Origin of the sequence: Paraclostridium benzoelyticum (assembly GCF_001006285.1) — a bacterium.
Lineage (GTDB): Bacteria > Bacillota > Clostridia > Peptostreptococcales > Peptostreptococcaceae > Paraclostridium > Paraclostridium benzoelyticum.
On the sequence record NZ_LBBT01000349.1, the window covers coordinates 1 to 20274 of the forward strand.

Annotated in this window: 17 protein-coding genes; 16 read left to right on the forward strand and 1 reads right to left on the reverse strand. The window is 31.5% G+C overall.

The features are described 5' to 3' along the window. Positions 1–231: 231 nt before the first annotated feature. Positions 232–432, reverse strand: a complete 201-nt coding sequence (locus VN21_RS16700) for a hypothetical protein (protein ID WP_046824264.1) — start codon at positions 430–432, stop codon at positions 232–234. A 177-nt stretch (positions 433–609) separates the two neighbouring features. Here VN21_RS16700 and VN21_RS16705 point away from each other — a divergent pair, with 177 nt between their 5' ends. The 16 genes from VN21_RS16705 (at position 610) to acsB (ending at position 20270) form a co-directional block, all read left to right on the forward strand. Continuing rightward, positions 610–2370: a B12-binding domain-containing radical SAM protein gene (locus VN21_RS16705; protein WP_046824265.1), complete on the forward strand. Its 1761-nt coding sequence runs from the start codon at positions 610–612 to the stop codon at positions 2368–2370. Between the two features lie 9 nt (positions 2371–2379). After that, positions 2380–3525, forward strand: coding sequence for a tetratricopeptide repeat protein (locus VN21_RS16710; RefSeq protein WP_046824266.1), 1146 nt, complete (start codon positions 2380–2382; stop codon positions 3523–3525). Positions 3526–3692: 167 nt separating this feature from the next. Beyond that, the gene (locus tag VN21_RS16715; RefSeq protein WP_046824267.1) at positions 3693–4604 is read left to right on the forward strand and encodes a bifunctional enoyl-CoA hydratase/phosphate acetyltransferase; all 912 of its coding nucleotides are present in this window, start codon (positions 3693–3695) and stop codon (positions 4602–4604) included. Positions 4605–4763: 159 nt separating this feature from the next. Beyond that, the gene (gene cooS, locus VN21_RS16720; protein WP_046824268.1) at positions 4764–6686 is read left to right on the forward strand and encodes an anaerobic carbon-monoxide dehydrogenase catalytic subunit; all 1923 of its coding nucleotides are present in this window, start codon (positions 4764–4766) and stop codon (positions 6684–6686) included. Between the two features lie 37 nt (positions 6687–6723). Next, positions 6724–7497: an ATP-binding protein gene (locus VN21_RS16725; protein WP_021428422.1), complete on the forward strand. Its 774-nt coding sequence runs from the start codon at positions 6724–6726 to the stop codon at positions 7495–7497. 49 nt (positions 7498–7546) lie between these two features. Then, positions 7547–9226, forward strand: a complete 1680-nt coding sequence (locus tag VN21_RS16730; RefSeq protein ID WP_046824269.1) for a formate--tetrahydrofolate ligase — start codon at positions 7547–7549, stop codon at positions 9224–9226. A 242-nt stretch (positions 9227–9468) separates the two neighbouring features. Beyond that, positions 9469–10101, forward strand: coding sequence for a cyclodeaminase/cyclohydrolase family protein (locus VN21_RS16735; protein ID WP_046824270.1), 633 nt, complete (start codon positions 9469–9471; stop codon positions 10099–10101). Positions 10102–10159: 58 nt separating this feature from the next. Continuing rightward, positions 10160–11032, forward strand: a complete 873-nt coding sequence (locus tag VN21_RS16740) for a bifunctional 5,10-methylenetetrahydrofolate dehydrogenase/5,10-methenyltetrahydrofolate cyclohydrolase (protein WP_046824271.1) — start codon at positions 10160–10162, stop codon at positions 11030–11032. 26 nt (positions 11033–11058) lie between these two features. Further along, positions 11059–11730 (forward strand): methylenetetrahydrofolate reductase C-terminal domain-containing protein, encoded by a 672-nt coding sequence (locus tag VN21_RS16745; protein ID WP_021428516.1) that lies wholly within the window; start codon positions 11059–11061, stop codon positions 11728–11730. Between the two features lie 31 nt (positions 11731–11761). After that, positions 11762–12643: a methylenetetrahydrofolate reductase gene (locus tag VN21_RS16750; RefSeq protein ID WP_046824272.1), complete on the forward strand. Its 882-nt coding sequence runs from the start codon at positions 11762–11764 to the stop codon at positions 12641–12643. Positions 12644–12664: 21 nt separating this feature from the next. Further along, positions 12665–14059, forward strand: coding sequence for a dihydrolipoyl dehydrogenase (lpdA, locus tag VN21_RS16755; protein WP_046824273.1), 1395 nt, complete (start codon positions 12665–12667; stop codon positions 14057–14059). A 45-nt stretch (positions 14060–14104) separates the two neighbouring features. Next, entirely contained in the window at positions 14105–14875 is a 771-nt protein-coding gene (locus VN21_RS16760; protein ID WP_021431739.1) for an ATP-binding protein, read from the forward strand. Positions 14876–14893: 18 nt separating this feature from the next. Then, positions 14894–15838, forward strand: a complete 945-nt coding sequence (acsD, locus tag VN21_RS16765) for an acetyl-CoA decarbonylase/synthase complex subunit delta (protein ID WP_046824274.1) — start codon at positions 14894–14896, stop codon at positions 15836–15838. Positions 15839–15866: 28 nt separating this feature from the next. Further along, a complete protein-coding gene (gene acsC, locus VN21_RS16770) occupies positions 15867–17237 on the forward strand; it encodes an acetyl-CoA decarbonylase/synthase complex subunit gamma (RefSeq protein ID WP_046824275.1) in 1371 nt (456 codons plus the stop codon). A gap of 37 nt (positions 17238–17274) precedes the next feature. Then, positions 17275–18087 (forward strand): carbon monoxide dehydrogenase/acetyl-CoA synthase methytransferase subunit, encoded by an 813-nt coding sequence (gene acsE / locus VN21_RS16775; protein ID WP_021431742.1) that lies wholly within the window; start codon positions 17275–17277, stop codon positions 18085–18087. A gap of 47 nt (positions 18088–18134) precedes the next feature. After that, positions 18135–20270, forward strand: coding sequence for an acetyl-CoA decarbonylase/synthase complex subunit alpha/beta (gene acsB / locus VN21_RS16780; protein ID WP_046824276.1), 2136 nt, complete (start codon positions 18135–18137; stop codon positions 20268–20270). The last annotated feature ends 4 nt before the right edge of the window (positions 20271–20274 follow it).

Consider the following 20274-nt stretch of genomic DNA (forward strand, 5'->3'; position numbering starts at 1 on the left):
AATATAATATAAAATCTGACCCGAGATATTTAATAAATTTAGAAATTGGAGATATAAAATCAGATCCATAAAATCTGACCCGAGATATTTAATAAATTTAGAAATTGGAGATATAAAATCAGATCCAATATTAAATAATATTAAAGTTATATATAGAAACTTTTCCAATAATGTTTTAAATATAGGGGTAGTTTCTAAAACGGGTGATTATAATTTTAAATTCAAAAGAGCTTAGTCATTAGTTTCTAAATAATTAACAAAAACTTGTTCATCAGTATTTGTTAAAAAGCAAAGTTCTTTTATAAGACTATTTCTAAGGTCGATGAAATCTTCTAAATTAGTATTTTCATAAGTATATTCTAATGCTTTTATAACAAGCAATAAATCTCTTTTAGATAGTGCATCAATGGATACTTTGTCAAACAATTTCATACAATACTTCCTTTCATATATAATTTAGTGATTTAAGAAATTTATAATATGATATAATTCTACAATAATATAAAAAAACCTTCTTTTTATACATAATGTTAGAAAAAATAGTACATGTAATATTTTAACAAAAAATAGGTAATTATAGCTAATAAAATTAAAAAAGAGGTGATTTAGTTGAAAATACTTTTAACAACATTAAATTCAAAATTTATACATACAAATTTAGCGATAAGATATTTAAACCAAATGGTTAAAGATATTGAAGATATAGATGTAGATATAAGAGAATATACAATAAATAACGAATTAGATTTCATACTAAAAGATATATATTCTAATAATTATGATGTAATATTATTCTCAACTTATATATGGAATGTAAATGATATAGTAAAAATATGTAATAACCTAAAAAAGGTGAATAAAAGCGTTAAAATTGCATTAGGTGGACCTGAAGTAACTTATGATAGCGAAGAGTCTATGAAAAAATATGATTTTGTAGATTACATACTTTATGGAGAAGGAGAACTTGTATTTAGAGACTTTGTAAAATCTCTAAAAGGAGAGATTGATATAAAGGATGTAGATGGTCTTGTTTATAGGAATAATGGAGAGGTAGTAAAAAACAAACCTATGAAAGACATAGAAAACTTAGACATAATACCTAGTCCTTATGTAGATTTAAATAAAGCAGAATATGAAAATAGAATAGTGTATTATGAAACATCTAGAGGATGTCCTTTTAACTGTCAATATTGCTTATCTTCTACATTACAAGGGCTTAGATATTTTAGCATAGATAGAGTAAAAAGCGATTTAAAGGCACTTATAGATGCTAAAGTATCTCAAATAAAATTTATAGATAGAACTTTCAATGCAAATAAAAAATTTGCAATGGAAATAATGAAGTTTTTAATGGAAAATGACAATGATTACACAACATATCATTTTGAAGTTACGGCACATTTATTAACTGAAGATATGCTAGAGTTTTTAAAAGGATGTAAAGAAGGTTTATTTCAATTTGAGATTGGAGTACAAACTACAAATGAGAAAGTATTAGAAGCTGTAGGAAGAAGAGATGACTTTAGCAAGCTTTCTTATGTAGTTCAAAAAATAGCTTCATACAGAAATATACATCAACATTTAGATTTAATAGCTGGATTACCATATGAAGATTACAATAGTTTTGAGAACTCATTCAATGATGTTTTTAACCTAGGTATAGAACACCTGCAATTAGGGTTTTTAAAGATGATAAAAGGAACGGGAATAAGAAATAATGCAGATGATCATGAATTTAGATACAAGGATTATCCACCTTATGAGGTTTTATATAACAAATATATAAAATATAATGAAATTTTAAAATTAAAGGACATAGAAGAAATATTAGAAAGATATTTTAATTCAAAGAACTTTGTTCTTTCAATGAGATATACAATTCATAATTACTACAAAGAAAGTCCATTTAAGTTCTTTGAAGATTTTGCAACTTACTTTGATAAAAATGGATACTTTAATATGTCTCAAGGTAAAAATCAATTATATAAAATATTATTAGATTTTTACACTGAAAAAATCAATAAGAATACAGAACTATTTACTGAAATTATAAAATATGACTATATATCTTTAGGAAAGACATCTAATGTACCAGGATTCATGAGTAAGATAGAAGTTGAAGATTTTAAAAATAGATGCCATTTATTTTTACAAAACGAAGAAAATATATTAAAATATATACCTAGATTTGAAAATACTCCTGCTAAGCAAATAATAAAGCATGTACACTTTGAGCCTTTTAAGTTTGATATATTAAAACTAAAAGAAAATATAAATGCTGATTTAGAGAAAAAAGAGAGTATTGTGTTATTTGTTTATGATGATAAAAAGGTGTTTGAGAAATCTAAATCATACACAGTAGAAATATAGGAGGTCAATATGAAGTTTAGAGTTGAAAAATATATATTAAAAAAAGCTGAGGAATTAGCATTTTTAAAAATCAAAAATGGAGCAGACTTTAATTTAAAAGGATATACATTTCCTCAAGGTGGTTTAGATGTTCCCATAAAAAATGATGTATTAGTTAAAGGAATAAAAACTAACACAGCTCAAGATGGATTAAGTTCTATGTCTATTGCCGATGCAATGATATACATAATGGGAATTGATAGCAACTTTAAATATAATGATGAATATAAAAAGTTTCTTAAAGCTATTGAAGAAAATTTAGATCTAGATTTAAAAGCATATATGGGCTATATGTCTAGAAAGTATTTTGAAGTTGGAGATTATACAGATTCTCTAATATATCTAAAGTGTAGTGCAACTTTATACCCAGAAGATATCAATTCACTGTATCACTATGCAATAGTATGTCAAGAGTTAGCTAAAAACCATCAAAAAAATGGTGATGAAAAGCCTATGGAAGCATTCTTATTAGATGCAATAGAAGCTTTAGAGAAAGTTAGAGATTTAGATGAATCATTTGCACTTGCTCATTACCATTTAGGGTATCATTATTACAACCAAAATCAATATATAAAAACTAAGGTTACCTGGGAAGAAGCTATAAAATTAGGATTGCCTGAAGACTTTATGGCTGAGATACAAGAAATATTAGGGAAAATGGATTTTAAAGTTCGATATGAAGAAGGATATAATTTAGTATTCCAAGGTAAAAATGAAGAAGCTTTAGAAAAATTATTACCATTAGCTGATGAGCATGGTGATTGGTGGAATTTATTATTTATGATAGGGTTAGCTTATAGAAATATGAATGATATAGGACAAGCTAAAAAGTATTTTGAAAAAATACTTATAATAAGGCCAAACCAAGTAGATACTTTAGTTGAATTAGGTCTTTGTGAAGCGTCTAGTTATAATATGAAAGGTGCTATAGAGTACTTTGAAAAAGCGGCTAAATTAAAGAAAGAGGATCCAGAAATACTTTGTAATCTAGGGATGGCATACTTAAATGATGGAGACTTAGATAATGCTACTTACTACATAGAAAGAGCATATGAAATAGATTCACAAGATGAAGTTACTCTTGCTTGTTTAAGAGAGTTAAATAAATTTAGATAATATAAATAAAAAAAGCTATAAAGAATAAATCTTTATAGCTTTTTTTATTTATATTATATTATTAAAAGGAGTAAATAAAGCGATGTCAAATAGATTAAATGTAGCTTTAAAAATTTATACACATATTTATAAGAGGGCAAAAGTAAAGATATAAGGGAGGAGTCACAATGATCAACAACTTAGAAGACATAATAAAGGAGTTAAAGGTAAATAAAAAGGTTAAATTGGCAGTAGCAGCAGCCCAAGATGAAGAAGTTTTACATGCTGTTTTAGATGCAATGAATATGAATATAATAGATCCGATTTTAATAGGAAATTTAGAAAAGATAAAGTTAATAGCTAAAGATCTAAGTTTAAATTTGGAAAAAACTCAAATGATTGAGGCTGAAAGCTACGAAGAATGTGCAGAAATTGCAGTTAAATTAGTAAGTAGCAAAAAGGCAGATTTTTTAATGAAAGGATTATTGGATACATCTATACTGTTAAAACAAGTTTTAAACAAAGAGTATGGATTAAGAACTGATAGTTTATTAAGTCATGTAATGATATATGAAGTTCCAAACTATCACAAATTATTGATACTAACTGACGGAGGTATGAATATAAGTCCTAATTATGAACAAAAAGAAAAAATTGTTTTAAATGCAATAAAAGCTTGCAAATCGCTTAATATTGATAATATAAAAATTGCAGCATTAGCTGCAAAAGAAAAAGTAAATGAAAAAATGCAAGCAACTATAGATGCTAAGAAATTGCAAGATGAAAGTGAAGCTGGAATATTTGGATCAAATGTTATACTGGAAGGACCTTTAGCATTTGACTTAGCTGTATCGCAAGAAGCATCTAAAGTAAAAGGTTTTGAAAGCAAAGTTTCAGGAGATGTAGATGTAATTTTAGTACCTACAATAGAAGTTGGAAATGGAATAGGAAAATCTTTAACATATTTCGCAAATGCGAAATCTGCAGGAGTTATAATGGGAGCTAAAAGCCCAATTGTACTTGTTTCAAGGGCTGACAGTCATGAATCAAAACTATACTCTATAGCATATGGGGCATTAATAGCTATGAAAGCTAGATAATATACAAAAACTGTTAAAAAATTACCTAAATTATAGTGAAAGTATATTATATAATTGCTATAATTTAGGTAATTAATAAATATAAAATGCGGCAATGAATGTAGCTTATACAAAATAAAATACTTCTCTTAATTAAATTTATAAAAAGGGGATAGATATATGAGTGAAAAAATATGGTCAATTGATTTGAATACTCAGCTTATGTTGGAGAAGGCTAAAAAAGATGGTGTAGAAACAGCGTTTGATAGAAAGGCTGCTATGAAAGCTGCCTGTGGATTTGGATTACAAGGAAATTGTTGTAGAATATGTGCAATGGGACCTTGTAGAATAACTCCAAAAACACCAAGAGGTATATGTGGAGCAGATGCAGACACTATAGTTGGAAGAAACTTTGCAAGAATGGTAGCTGGAGGGGCAGCAGCTCACTCTGACCATGCAAGAGATATAGCACACACAATGGCACTTGCTAGCCCAGATGGAAATTATAAAATAAGAGATGAAAAAAAACTATTAGATTTAGCAACAGAATGGGGAGTTGCTACAGAAGATAGAGATATATATGATATAGCTCATGAGGTAGCAGATGTAGCTTTAATGGAATTTGGGAAACCTCATGGAACATTAAGGTTCTTAGAAAGAGCACCTAAACAAAGACAAGAAGTTTGGGAAAAATATAAAATTAAACCAAGAGCTATAGATAGAGAGATTGTAACAATAATGCACTCTACTCATATAGGCTGTACATCAGACTTAGATAGTTTAATACATATGAGTATGAGAACATCTTTAGCAGATGGTTGGGGTGGATCTATGATAGGAACACGTTTTAGTGATATCTTATTTGGAACACCTATACCAAGAGAAACAGAAGCAAACTTAGGAGTATTAGAAAATAATAAAGTAAATATAATATTACATGGTCATGAACCTTCACTATCAGAGATGGTAGTATTAGCTGCAGAAGATCCAGAAATGATAGCTTTAGCAAAAGAGGTTGGAGCTGAAGGCATTAACTTAGCAGGAATGTGCTGTACAGCTAATGAGGTTACTATGAGACATGGAGTTAAGATGGCTGGAAACTTCCATCAACAAGAATTGGCAATTTTAACTGGAGCAGTTGAAGCTGTTATAGTAGACGTTCAATGTATATTCCCAGCACTAGCATCATTATCAGATTGCTATCACACTAAATTCATAACAACATCACCAAAAGCAAAAATCACAGGAGCAACTCACATAGAATTCAACGAAGAAGAAGCATTAGAATCAGCAAAAGGTATAGTAAAAGAAGCTATATTAAACTATAAAAATAGAAAAGCAGAAAAAGTATTTATACCAGAGGGGAAATCGTTCGCAACGGTTGGATATAGTATAGAAGCTATATTATCTCAATTAGATAGAGTTGTGAACTCACAAATAGATGAACCAGGAACTATAAAACCATTAGTAGACTGTCTAAAATCTGGAGTTTTAAGAGGGGCAGTTGGTATAGTGGGATGTAATAACCCTAAAACAGTAGGTGATGAAGGTCACATAACTGTAATGAAGGAATTAATAAAAAATGACATAATAGTAGTTGCAACAGGATGTGCAGCTCAAGCAGCAGCTAAACATGGTTTATTAAGTAAAGATGCTAGAAAATTAGCAGGTAAAGGATTAGCTACAGTTTGTGAATTAGCAGATATACCACCAGTTCTTCACATGGGTTCATGTGTAGATATAAGTCGTATATTAGAAGTTGTAGCAGCTTGTGCTAGCTATTTAGATTTAGATATGAATGATCTTCCAGTAGCTGGGGTTGCACCAGAGTGGATGTCAGAAAAAGCTGTTGCAATAGCTTCATACGTTGTATCTTCAGGAATAGATACATTCTTAGGTGTTATGCCTCCTGTTGGTGGTTCTGCTAATATGGTAGAAAAATTAACTAATACAATTACTGAGCATGTAGGAGCTAAATTTGCAGTACATGAAAATCCACAAGAGTTAGCAAGTGCAATAGTAAACAATATAGAATCTAAACGCCCTCATTTTGAAGAGGTAGTATACGAGAAAAATAATAAAAAAGTTACAGCAGAAGCTTAAAAAATAAAAAATAAACTAATGACAGAGGGAGAGAGATATGAAAATAGCAATAACAGGTAAAGGTGGAGTAGGAAAAACAACTTTTTCTTCAATGTTATCAAGAACATTTGCTGATGAAGGATATAGAGTTGTAGCAGTTGATGCAGATCCAGATGCAAACTTAGGTTTAGCATTAGGTTTTCCAACTGAAATTTCAGAATCGATAACTCCTATTTCAGAAATGAAAAAATTAGTTTCTGAAAGAACAGGAGCTGAAGCTCAAAGCTTTGGAAAAATGTTTAAAATGAATCCTAAAGTAGATGATATTCCAGACTTATACTGTAAGGAATACAACAATGTAAGGTTACTTACTTTAGGAACTGTTGATTCTGGAGGATCGGGATGTGTATGTCCAGAACATGTTTTATTAAAAAGATTATGTTCTCATTTGATACTACAAAATAAAGATGTAGTAATAATGGATATGGAAGCGGGCATAGAACATTTAGGAAGAGGAACAGCACAAGGAGTGGATGCCTTTATAGTTGTTGTTGAACCAGGAGAAAGAAGTTTACAAACTTATAGAAAAGTAAAAAAACTAGGTAACGATATAGGTGTAAAAAAAGTTTTTGTAGTAGGGAATAAAATTAGAAATAAGTCAGATGAAGACTTTGTGACTAGTAATTTACAGGATGGCGAATTGCTAGGCTTTATTTACTACAATCAAGATGTTATAGACTCTGATAGAGCAAGCAAATCTCCATACGATGTTAGCTTAGATACTAAAGATCAAATCGTCAAAATAAAAAATAGATTAATGACGAATTCTTAAGATATTAGTATAATAAATATAATGAAGTAAAGTGAGAGGAGATTTAGTTATGGGATTTAAGTCAGATATAGAAATTGCTCAAGAGGCAAAACCTCAAGATATAAGGGAAATAGCTAAAAAATTAGGTTTAACTGATGATGAAGTAGAGCTTTATGGAAAATATAAGGCAAAGGTTGATTATAACTTATTAAAGAAAGATAGCAAAAGTACAAAATCTAAGTTAATATTAACTACTGCTATAAACCCTACTCCAGCTGGAGAAGGAAAAACTACAACTACTATAGGAGTAGCAGATGCATTTGCTAAATTAGATAAAAATGTTTTAGTTGCTTTAAGAGAGCCGTCTTTAGGTCCGGTATTTGGAGTTAAAGGTGGAGCTGCTGGGGGTGGGTATGCTCAAGTTATACCTATGGAAGATATAAATCTACACTTTACTGGAGATTTCCATGCGATAGGAGCTGCAAATAACTTATTAGCAGCTATGTTAGATAACCATATGCATCAAGGGAATGCTCTAGGCATAGATCCAAGAAGAATAACTTGGAGAAGATGTGTTGATATGAACGACAGACAGTTAAGAAATATAACTGATGGACTAGGTGGAAAAGCACATGGTGTTCCTAGAGAAGATGGATTTGATATAACTGTTGCATCTGAAATAATGGCAGCATTTTGTTTAGCAAATGACATAATAGATTTAAAAGAAAGATTAGGAAATATTATAGTTGGATACACATACAATAATGAACCAGTAACAGCTAGACAATTAAATGCAAATGGTGCAATGGCAGCATTACTAAAAGATGCATTAAAACCAAATTTAGTTCAAACATTAGAAGGAACTCCTTCATTTGTTCATGGTGGTCCATTTGCAAATATAGCTCATGGATGTAACTCTGTAATAGCAACTAAGATGGCTATGCATTTTGCAGATTATGTTGTAACAGAGGCTGGATTTGGGGCTGATTTAGGTGCTGAAAAATTCTTAGATATAAAATGTAGAATGGCAGACTTAAAACCAGATGCAGTTATAATAGTTGCTACAGTTAGAGCATTGAAATACAATGGCGGTGTAGCAAAAGATAAATTAAATGAAGAAAACTTAGAAGCTTTAGAAGCAGGTTTACCAAACTTATTAAAACATGTTGAGAATATAACAAAAGTATATGGTCTTCCTGCAGTTGTAGCTATAAATAGATTCCCACTTGATACTGAAGCAGAGCTTAAATTAGTAGAAGATAAGTGTAAAGAGTTAGGTGTTAATGTTGCGCTTTCTGAAGTTTGGGCAAAAGGTGGAGAAGGTGGAATTGCAGTAGCTAAAGAAGTTTTAAGATTATTAGATGAAGAAGAAAATAACTTTAAATTCTGTTATGAAGATGATTTGTCTATAAAAGAAAAAATAGAAGCAATAGCTACTAAAATATATGGAGCTGATGGAGTAGATTTTGCTCCAGCAGCAGAAAAAGAGATAGCAAATTTAGAAAAGCTAGGTTTTAGTAAATTACCAATATGCATGGCTAAAACTCAATATTCTTTAACAGATGATCAAACAAAATTAGGAAGACCTACTGGATTTAGAATAACAGTTAGACAATTAACAGTATCTGCAGGTGCTGGATTTATAGTTGCTCTTACTGGTGAAATAATGAAAATGCCAGGACTTCCAAAAGTTCCAGCAGCAGAAAGAATAGATGTTGATGAAAATGGAGTAATATCAGGATTATTCTAGATGGATAGGTGTAGTAAATATAGTTGATTTTTATACAAAAAAACTATATTTACTACTTCCCTACTATATGAAATATTTTTGATTAACTTAAAATTTATGAAGGGGCTTGTAGGAAATATAGTTAATTCCTACTAATAAAGCACTGAAAAGATATGCTTTAAAGTGTTACGGCAGAAACTATATTTCCTATTTAGCTACCTAGTATAATTTTTTAATAAATTAATTTTTATAGGGAGATAAGTATGAAGATAGCACAAAAAAGTTGTATAGAGTTTGTAGATGTACTAGCTTCAAAATCAGCAGTTCCAGGTGGAGGTGGAGCAGCAGCTTTAACTGGATCTATAGGGATTGCATTAGGTAGTATGGTATGTAATTTAACTATAGGAAAGAAAAAATATGCTGAATATGAAGAAAGTGTAAAATGTATATTAGAAAAAGCTAGAATTTTAGAAAAAGAATTACTAGATATGATAGATGAAGATGCAGAGTGTTTTCTTCCTTTATCAAAAGCTTACGGGTTACCTAGTTCTACAGAAGAAGAGAAAAAGGTAAAAAATGACACTATGGAAAGTGCCCTTAAGACAGCATGTGAAGTACCAATAAAGATAGTAAAGGTATGTTATGAAGCTATAAAACTACACGAAGATTTGGTAGACAAAGGATCAAGGCTAGCAATAAGTGATGTTGGTGTTGGAGTACAATGTCTAAGAGCTGCAATTCTTAGTGGACAATTAAATGTTTTTATAAATATAAATTCTATAAAAGATGGACAATATGTTGAGACTGTAAGAAATGAAGTCAATCAACTTGTTGAAGATGGAGTTAGAATTTGTGATGAAGTTTATAAAAAGGTTGAATTAGCTTTAAACAAATAAACTTTATGTATTTTTAATTTGAAATTTTATGAAATAAGATATAGGGGGCAACAAAAAGATGAACGAAACTAATTTAAAATCACAAATAATAAAAGGTAAGCCTGTGGCAGATAAGATAAGTGAAGATTTAAAAAAAGAAGTTAAAAGCTTAAATGAAATAGGTATAAACCCTAAGTTAGCAATAGTTAGAGTAGGTGAAAGACCTGATGATCTAGCCTATGAAAGAGGAGCACTTAAAAGATGCCAAAACATAGGAATTGAAACGGAAGTAGTAGAGTTAGAGGAGAATATAAGCCAAGAGGAATTTATAAAGGCTGTGCATAAATTAAATGAAGATGATAAAGTTAATGGGATTTTAACATTTAGACCACTTCCAGATCATTTAAGTGAAGATGAAATAAAATATGAGATAAGTCCTAAAAAAGATATAGACTGTTTTAATCCTATAAACACAGCTAAAATAGTAGAAAATGATAAAACTGGATATCCACCATGTACACCAACGGCAGTTATAGAAATATTAAAACACTACGGTATAAGCTTAACTGGTGCAAATATTGTTGTTTTAGGAAGATCTATGGTAGTTGGAAAGCCACTATCAATGCTTTTATTAAATGAAAATGCAACTGTTAATATATGTCATTCTAAAACTAGAAATTTACCAGAAATAGCATCTCAAGCTGATATATTAGTAGCAGCAGTCGGAAAAGCTAAAATGGTTAAAAAGAACTATGTAAAAGATGGAGCAATAGTAATAGATGTAGGTGTAAATGTAGACGATCAAGGTAATTTATGTGGAGATGTTGATATGGAAGATGTATTAGATAAAGTTTCTATGATAACACCAGTACCAGGAGGAGTAGGAGCTGTAACAACTTCTATATTAGCTACTAATATCATTAAAGCTTGCAAGTTACAAAACAAAAAATAAATGGGGGTTTTCAAGGGGGAATAGAGATGATAATTTCTGAAAATAAGCCATTTGAAGAGATTTTAGGTTATGTCAAAGATGCTAAAAAACTAGTTTTAGTAGGATGTAATCTATGTGCATCTACTTGTAAAAGTGGTGGAGAAACAGAAATTTTAAAGATGAAAGACTTATTAGAGGCTGAAGGAAAAGAAGTTTTAGGATATAAAGTATTAGACCCTGCATGTAATCTTTTAAAATCAAAGAAAGACTTGAAAGAGTTGAAATCTGAGATAAAAGAAGCTGATGCTATATTGTCCTTAGCTTGTGGAGATGGAACTCAAACAGTGGTTAAAAATATAAAAGATAAACCAGTATATCCAGCAAATGACACTTTATTTATAGGTGAAGTTAAAAGAGTTGGAGAGTTTGAGGAAGCATGTAAAGCATGTGGCTCTTGTGAACTTGCATGGACTGGAGGAATATGTCCGGTTACTATGTGTGCTAAAGGATTATTAAATGGAGCTTGCGGTGGAGCACGAGATGGAAAATGTGAAGTGAATCCTGAAAATGATTGTGCTTGGGTTCTTATATACAATAGATTAAAAGCAATAAATCAACTGGATAACCTATTAGAGGTAAAAGAGCCAAAAGATTATTCAAAAGCGTGTAATCCACGTAGCTTAAGTTTAAAGAAAAAAGAAGCTATGGCAAATGCTTAAATAGTTTTAAAAGGTTGAAGGGGGATAAACAATGAGCTTATTAAGAGAAGCTTTAGAAAGCGGTAAGTTTGCAATAACTGCTGAGATGGCTCCTCCAAAGGGAATAGACTTATCACGCTTAGTAGAGTGTGCAAAAGCTGTTAAAGGAAGAGTACATGCTGTTAATGTAACAGATTTTCAATCTGCAGTAATGAGAACAACTTCACTTACTACATGTAAATTGTTGAAAGATGAAGGATTAGAACCAGTTCTACAAGTAACTGGAAGAGATAGAAATAGAATTGCAATTCAAGGAGAATTATTATCAGCTGGTGTGTTTGGAATAGAAAACATGCTAGCATTAACAGGCGACCACACCATAGTAGGAGATCATCCTCAAGCTAAACCTGTATTTGACTTAGATTGTGTTGGTATTTTACAAACAGCACAGAAACTTTCGGAAGGGACAGATATGGTAGGCAATCAATTAAAAGGATCACCAGAATTTTATTTGGGAGCATCCGTGACACCTCGATACACACCTATTGAAATACAATTATTAAAAATGAAAAAGAAAATAAATGCAGGAGCTAAGTTTTTTCAAACTCAAGCTGTATATGATATAGATACAATGAGAGAATTTAAAGAGCATACAAAGGAAATGAATACTAAGATTTTGGCAGGTATAATTCCATTAAAATCTCCAGGAATGGCTAAGTTTATGAATGAGAATGTTCCAGGAATATATGTTCCAGAGGAGCTTATAGATAGATTAAGATCAGTAGGAAAAGAAAACTGGGCAAGTGAAGGAATAAAAATAGCAGGAGAATTAATTCAACAATTAAGAGATGAAGATTTATGTGATGGAGTGCATATAATGGCAATTGGATCAGAAGAAAATGTTCCAGCAATTTTAGATGCAGCAAAATTATAAATTTCATAGGGGGATTGAGAAATGAAAGTAGCGGTAATCGGAGGAGGACCAGGTGGTTATGTAGCTGCTATAAAAGCTGCTATGCTTGGGGCTGAAGTTACAGTTATAGAAAAAAGAAAAGTTGGAGGAACTTGCTTAAACGTAGGATGTATACCGACAAAAGCATTATTAGCATCATCATCATTAATATCATCTATAAAAGAAGCTAAAGGTTTTGGAATACATATAAATGGAGAAGTAGAAGCCAATTTTGATGACATAATGAATAGAAAAAATAAAGTAGTAAGTCAATTAATTAGCGGAATAGAATTTTTATTTGAAAAAAGAGGAATTAAATTAGTTAATGGATTTGGTAAATTAGTAGGTACAAATAAAGTAGAAGTTAATAAAGAAGATGGAAGTAAAGAATTAGTAGAGGCTGACAAAATAATACTTGCAAATGGATCTCAGCCAGTTATACTACCGATGTTTCCTTATGATGGAGATAATATTATAACTAGTGATGAAGCATTAAATCTAAAGCATGCTCCTAAGTCATTGTTAATCGTTGGTGGAGGAGTTATAGGATGTGAATTTGGTCAATTTTTTAGAACTTTAGGAACGGAAGTAACTATTGTAGAAATGTTTGATCAATTACTTCCACTTGAGGATAAAGATGTTGCTAAACAGTTGCAAAGGCAATTTAAAAAAGATAAAATTAAGGTGATGACAGGGGTTAAGATCGAAAAATGTGAAATAGTTGACAATGAGGTCGTAGCAACTCTGTCTAATGGGAAAGAAGTTAAAGCTGAAAAAGCCTTACTATCGATAGGAAGAAAACCTTATCTTGATAATTCGGGAATAGAAGATATAGGAATACAACTAGATAGAGGCAAGGTTATAGTGAATGAAAATTTAGAAACTAACGTTAAAGGTATATATGCAATTGGTGATATAATAAACACACCATTTTTAGCGCATGTAGCATCAAAGGAAGGATTAGTAGCAGCACAAAATGCTGTTTGTGGCAATTCAAAGACTGTAAATTATGCAGCAGTTCCAAGATGTGTATATACTGAACCAGAAGTTGCAGGAGCAGGTAAAACTGAAAAAGAGCTTCAAGAAAATGGTATAGAGTATAATACAGGACAATTCGATTTTAGAGCACTAGGAAAAGCTCAGGCAATAGGACATTTCCAAGGTTTCATTAAAATATTAGCAGATAAAAATGACAAAATAATAGGAGCGTCTATAGTAGGACCTCATGCAACTGATTTATTAACAGAACTATCTTTAGCAGTTCACTTAGGATTAACAGTTGAGGAAGTAGGGGATGTTATACATGCACATCCTACATTATCAGAAGGAATAATGGAAGCACTTCATGATGTTCATGGTGAATGTGTGCATGCAGCTCCTAAATTAGCAAAAGCATAAATAGAATAAATAAGTTCTATTTAGACAAACAAAGGGGGAAATCTTATGGGATTTAATATTGCAGTGGCAGGAAAAGGTGGAACTGGAAAGACGAGTCTCACAGGCCTTCTAATAAACTGCTTAGTAAAAGAAAATAAGGGGCCAATATTAGTAGTTGATGCAGATGCAAATGCTAATATAAATGAAGTACTAGGATTAGATATAGATGTAACATTAGGTCAAATAAGAGAAGAAATAAACCAAAGAGAAAAACAAGGTAATGCATTTCCAGGAGGTATGACTAAAGCTCAATACTTACAATATAGACTGAATACTTCTGTAGCAGAAGGGCCGGGATATGATTTGATAGTTATGGGAAGGTCTGAAGGAGAAGGGTGCTACTGTTATGTAAATGGAATTTTAAGAGAGCAAACAGATAAACTTTCAGATAGCTATGATTACCTAGTTATAGATAACGAAGCTGGTATGGAACATTTAAGTAGAAAAACTACTAAACATATAGATAAATTACTTTTAGTTAGTGACTGTTCAAGACGTAGTATCCAAGCAGTTGCAAGAATAAGAGATTTAGCTAGAGAGTTAAACTTAAATGTAGGAGATATGCAGTTAGTAGTAAATAAAGTTCCAAATGGAATTTTAAATGATGGTGTAAAAGAGGAAATAGAGAAGCATAAATTAGATCTTTTAGGTGTTGTACCTTTAGATGATATGATATATGAATATGATTCTTCAGGTATACCTTTAATAAATTTACCTGAAGATGCTAAGTCAAAAATCGCTATTAAAGATATTATATCTAAATTAGAATTAAATTAGACTAAGGGGGAAAAAAATATGGCATTTAAGATGTCTGTTCAAAAATACTCTGGGAAAATATCAGAGGTTGAAATAGGTTCAGGGGAAAGAGCTATAAAAATAGGAGGAGAAAACATACTTCCTTTTTATAACTTTGATGGAGATCAAGCAAATACACAAAAAATTGGTGTAGAAATGCTAGATGTATATCCAGAAAACTGGACTAGTGAAATTAAAAACTTATATGAAGATGTAGCTAATGATAGTGTTAAATGGGCTAAGTATATAGAAGAAAAAATAGAACCTGATTTTATATGTTTAAGATTAGAGGGTGCAGATCCTAATGGATTAGACAAAACTCCTGAAGAATGTGCAGAAGTTGCTAAAAAAGTTTTAGAAAATGTATCATTGCCAATAGTAATAGCAGGATGTGGAAATCATGAAAAAGATGCAAAGGTATTTGAAAAAGTGGCTCAAGCTATAGATGGATATAATTGCTTATTTATGTCAGCTACAGAAGAAAACTATAAAGGAGTAGGGGCTGCAGCTGGAATGGCTTATGGGCATAAAGTAGGAGCCGAATCTTCAGTTGATATAAACTTAGCTAAACAATTAAATGTTTTACTAACTCAATTAGGGGTTAAGCAAGAAAATATAGTTATGAACGTTGGATGTTCAGCAGCTGGATATGGATATGAATACGTTGCATCTACAATGGATAGAATTAGACTTGCAGCACTTGGTCAAAATGATAAAACATTACAAATGCCAATAATAACACCGGTTTGCTTTGAAAGTTGGAATGTAAAAGAGTCTGTTGCAAGTATAGAAGATGAACCAGCATGGGGTTGTCCGGAAGAAAGAGGAATATCTATGGAAATTTCAACAGCATCAAGTGCTTTAGCTGGAGGATCAAATGCAGTAGTGCTTCGTCATCCAAAATCTGTAGAAACTATAAAAACTTTAATTAGCGAATTAGCATAATAAGTTAAAAGGTTAGGGGGAGAATAATATGGCTTTAAAAGCTTTAGATATATTTAAATTAACACCAAAGAAAAATTGTAAGGATTGTGGTTTTCCAACTTGTATGGCGTTTTGTATGAAAGTTGCATCAGGGGCGTGTGAAATAGGAAAATGCCCTCATATGGCTCAGGAAGCTTTAGATAAATTATCAGAAGCTACTGCTCCACTTATGAAAAGTTTAAAAATTGGAGTAGGAGAAGCACAATATGATTTAGGTGGAGAAACTGTATTATTTAGACATGAAAAAACTTTTTTAAATAAAAATAGATTTGCAGTAGAATTTTGTGACTGCATGACAGAAGATGAAATAAATTCTAAATTAGAAAATATAAAAGCTGTAAACTACATAAGAATAGGTGAAGAAATGAAAGTAGAGATAGCGGCTTTAAGATATACTTCAAATAAAGAATCATATTTAAATTTAATAAATAAAGTTAAACAAAGTAATTTAACTTTAGCATACATGATAATATGTGAAGATGCTCAAGTAGCTAAGGAAGCTCTAGAATTATTAAAAGGCGAAAATCCAGTAGTTTATGGAGCAAATAAAGATAACTACAAAGAGATAGTTGAATTAGTTAAAAATGATAAGTTAGTATTAGGTGTAAATGCATCTAATTTAGAAGAATTATACTCTACAACAGAAGCTATACAAGCTTTAGGATATAAAGAACTTTTATTAGATGCAACTGGAGAAACAATGAAAGACACATTTACAAATGTAGTTCAAATAAGAAGAATATCTTTAAAAGAACAAGATAGAACATTTGGATACCCATCATTAGTATTTGCAAATAAATTAGCTAAAAATGATCCTAATATGGAAGTTGCTATATCTTCAATATTCACAGTTAAATATGGATCTATAATAGTATTAGATGATATAAATTATGCAAAAGCTTTACCTTTATTTGCACTTAGACAAAATATATACACAGATCCACAAAGACCAATGAGAGTAGAAACTAAATTATATCCTATAAACAATCCAGATGAAAATTCACCAGTTTTAGTTACAGTTGACTTTGCACTAACTTACTTCATAATCGCGGGAGAGATAGAAAGATCTAAAGTACCTGTATGGTTAGCAATACCAGATGCAGGAGGATATTCAGTTTTAACTGCATGGGCGGCAGGTAAGTTTGGAGGAAGTTCTATAGCTAACTTTATAAAAGAAATCGGAGTAGCAGAAAAAACTAAGAATAGAGATTTAATAATACCAGGTAAAGTAGCAGTATTAAAAGGAGATATAGAAGATAATTTACCAGGATGGAATGTAGTAATTGGAACAGAGGAATCAATGGAATTACCAAAATTCTTAAGAGAATATAAAGCCAATAAAGAAACTGCTATGGCTTAAATTCAATAAACTATATTTAATAGGGGGAACAAATCACATGGAAAAATTTATGATAATAGGAGAAAGAATACACTGTATATCGCCATCAATAAGAAAAGCTTTAGAAGAGAGAGACCCAGCTCCAATACTAAAAAGAGCTAAAGAACAATTAGACGCTGGAGCTCATTACATAGATTTCAACATAGGGCCAGCTGAAAGAGATGGAGCAGATATAATGACTTGGGGTGTTCAACTACTTCAATCAGAATTTAACAATGTACCATTAGCCTTAGATACTGCAAATAGAAACGCTATAGAAGCCGGACTTAAAGTTTATAACAGAGATAATGGTAAACCTATAATAAACTCAGCTGATGCGGGGGGAAGAATAGAGTTAATAGATTTAGCAGGGGAATACCAAGCTAAAGTTATAGCTTTATGTGCTAAAGAAGGTATCCCTAGAGATAATGATGAGCGTATGGCATACTGCCAAGAATTATTAGAAAGAGGATTAATGGCAGGATTAGAACCAGAAGATATGTTATTTGATCCACTATGCTTAGTTATAAAAGGAATGCAAGATAAACAAATGGAAGTTTTAGAAGCTATAAAAATGATGACTGAAATGGGACTTTTAACAACTGGAGGATTATCAAATGTTTCAAATGGATGTCCTAAACATGTAAGACCTATATTAGATAGTGCATTCGCAGCTATGGCTATGGCAAATGGATTTAGCTCTGCTATAGTAAACCCATGTGATGAAGAATTAATGAGAACTATAAAATCTTGTGACATAATAAGAAATTCTAGTCTTTATGCAGACTCATATTTAGAATTAAATGAAGGTGGATTTGCATATAACGTATAGTAAGTATTTATTTTATATATAGTATAGATATAAAAGGGGGAAATAGAGTGAAAAATTTGTACAGTACTGTTTTTAATGGATCCGAGCAGGCATTAGAAGCTGCAAAAGGATTGCTTAATGAAGCTATAGAAAAACATGGTAAAGACCATAAAGTTGAATTCCCAGATACGGCATATTCGCTTCCTTGCATATATGCTGCAACAGGAAAGAAAATTAATAATTTAGGAGATTTAGAATCTGCACTAGAAATTATTGAAAGTTTAATAAATAAAACTCATTTATTAGAACATGTATTTAATTCAGGATTAGCAACAGCTTTAGCAGCAGAAGTAATAGAAGCTATAAAATACTCAATGAGTGATGCTCCATATAGTGAACCATGTGCAGGGCATATAACAGACCCTATAATAAGATCTCTTGGAGTGCCATTAGTTACAGGAGATATACCAGGGGTTGCGGTTGTACTTGGAGAATGTCCAGATGCAGAAACTGCAGCTAAGATAATAAAAGACTATCAATCTAAAGGATTATTGACATTCTTAGTTGGTAAAGTTATAGATCAGGCTATTGAGGCTGGAGTGAAAATGGGTCTAGAGCTTAGAGTCATACCTCTAGGATATGATGTAACAAGTGTAATACATGTTGTGTCAGTTGCCATAAGAGCAGCACTAATATTTGGAGGATTAGTTCCTGGAGATTTAACTGGATTACTAGAATATACAGCTAAGAGAGTTCCAGCATTTGTAAATGCATTTGGACCATTGACTGATTTAGTTGTGTCTTGTGGAGCAGGAGCAATAGCTTTAGGGTTCCCAGTTATAACAGATCAAGATGTGTTAGAAGTTCCAATGAACTTATTAACTCAAAAAGATTACGATAAGTTTGTAGCAACATCTCTAGAAGCTAGAGGAATAAAAATAAAAATAACTGAAATACCAATACCAGTTTCTTTTGCAGCAGCATTTGAAGGTGAAAGAATAAGAAAAAATGATATGCTTGCTGAATTTGGTGGAAACAGAACAGAAGCTTGGGAGTTAGTTAGAAAGAAAGAGCTATCTGAAGTTGAAGATCACAAGATAGAAATTATAGGTAGTGATATAGATCAAGTTGAAGCTGTAAATGGAGTTGTAAGGTTGCCTCTTGCAGTTATAGTTGATATAGCTGGTAAGAATATGCAAGAAGACTTTGAACCAGTTTTAGAAAGAAGATTACACTACTTCTTAAACTATATAGAAGGTGTAATGCATGTTGGGCAAAGAGATATAACTTGGGTAAGAATCTCTAAAGATGCTGTTGAAAAAGGATTCAGACTAAACCATATAGGAGAAGTTATATATGCTAAGATGCTAGATGAATTTGAATCAGTAGTTGATAAGTGCCAAGTTACTTTAATAACAGATGCAGAAGAAGTAGCTAAATTAAAATCAGAGTATGCAACTCCTAGATATACTGCTAGAGATGAAAGATTAGCTTCTTTAGTAGATGAAAGTGTTGATGAATTCTATACTTGTAATTTATGTCAGTCATTTGCACCTGCACATGTTTGTGTTGTAACACCTGAAAGACTAGGTCTTTGTGGAGCTGTTAGTTGGCTAGATGCAAAAGCAACAAAAGAACTTGATAAAACAGGACCATGCCAACCTATAATAAAAGGTGAATGCTTAGATGACTTGAAAGGTGTATGGCAATCAGTAAATGATGAAGTAAATGCTATATCTCAAGGTGCGGTTGAAAGTGTTACATTGTACTCTATATTAGAAGATCCAATGACTTCATGTGGATGTTTTGAATGTATATGCGGTATAATGCCAGAAGCTAACGGATTTGTTATAGTAAATAGAGAATTTGCAGGGATGACTCCTGTTGGTATGACATTTGGAGAACTTGCTTCAATGACAGGTGGAGGAGTTCAAACTCCAGGATTTATGGGTCACGGAAGACAATTTATATCTTCTAAGAAATTTGCTTATGCAGAAGGTGGACCATCTAGAATAGTATGGATGCCTAAAGAATTGAAAGAATATGTTGCAGATAAGTTAAATGCTGCAATGATGGAATTACATGGAATAGAAAACTTCACAGATATGATTTGTGATGAAACTATATCTACAGATTCTGAAGGAGTATTAGAATACCTAGAAGAAAAAGGTCATCCGGCTTTAAGCATGGAATGTGTGATGTAATATT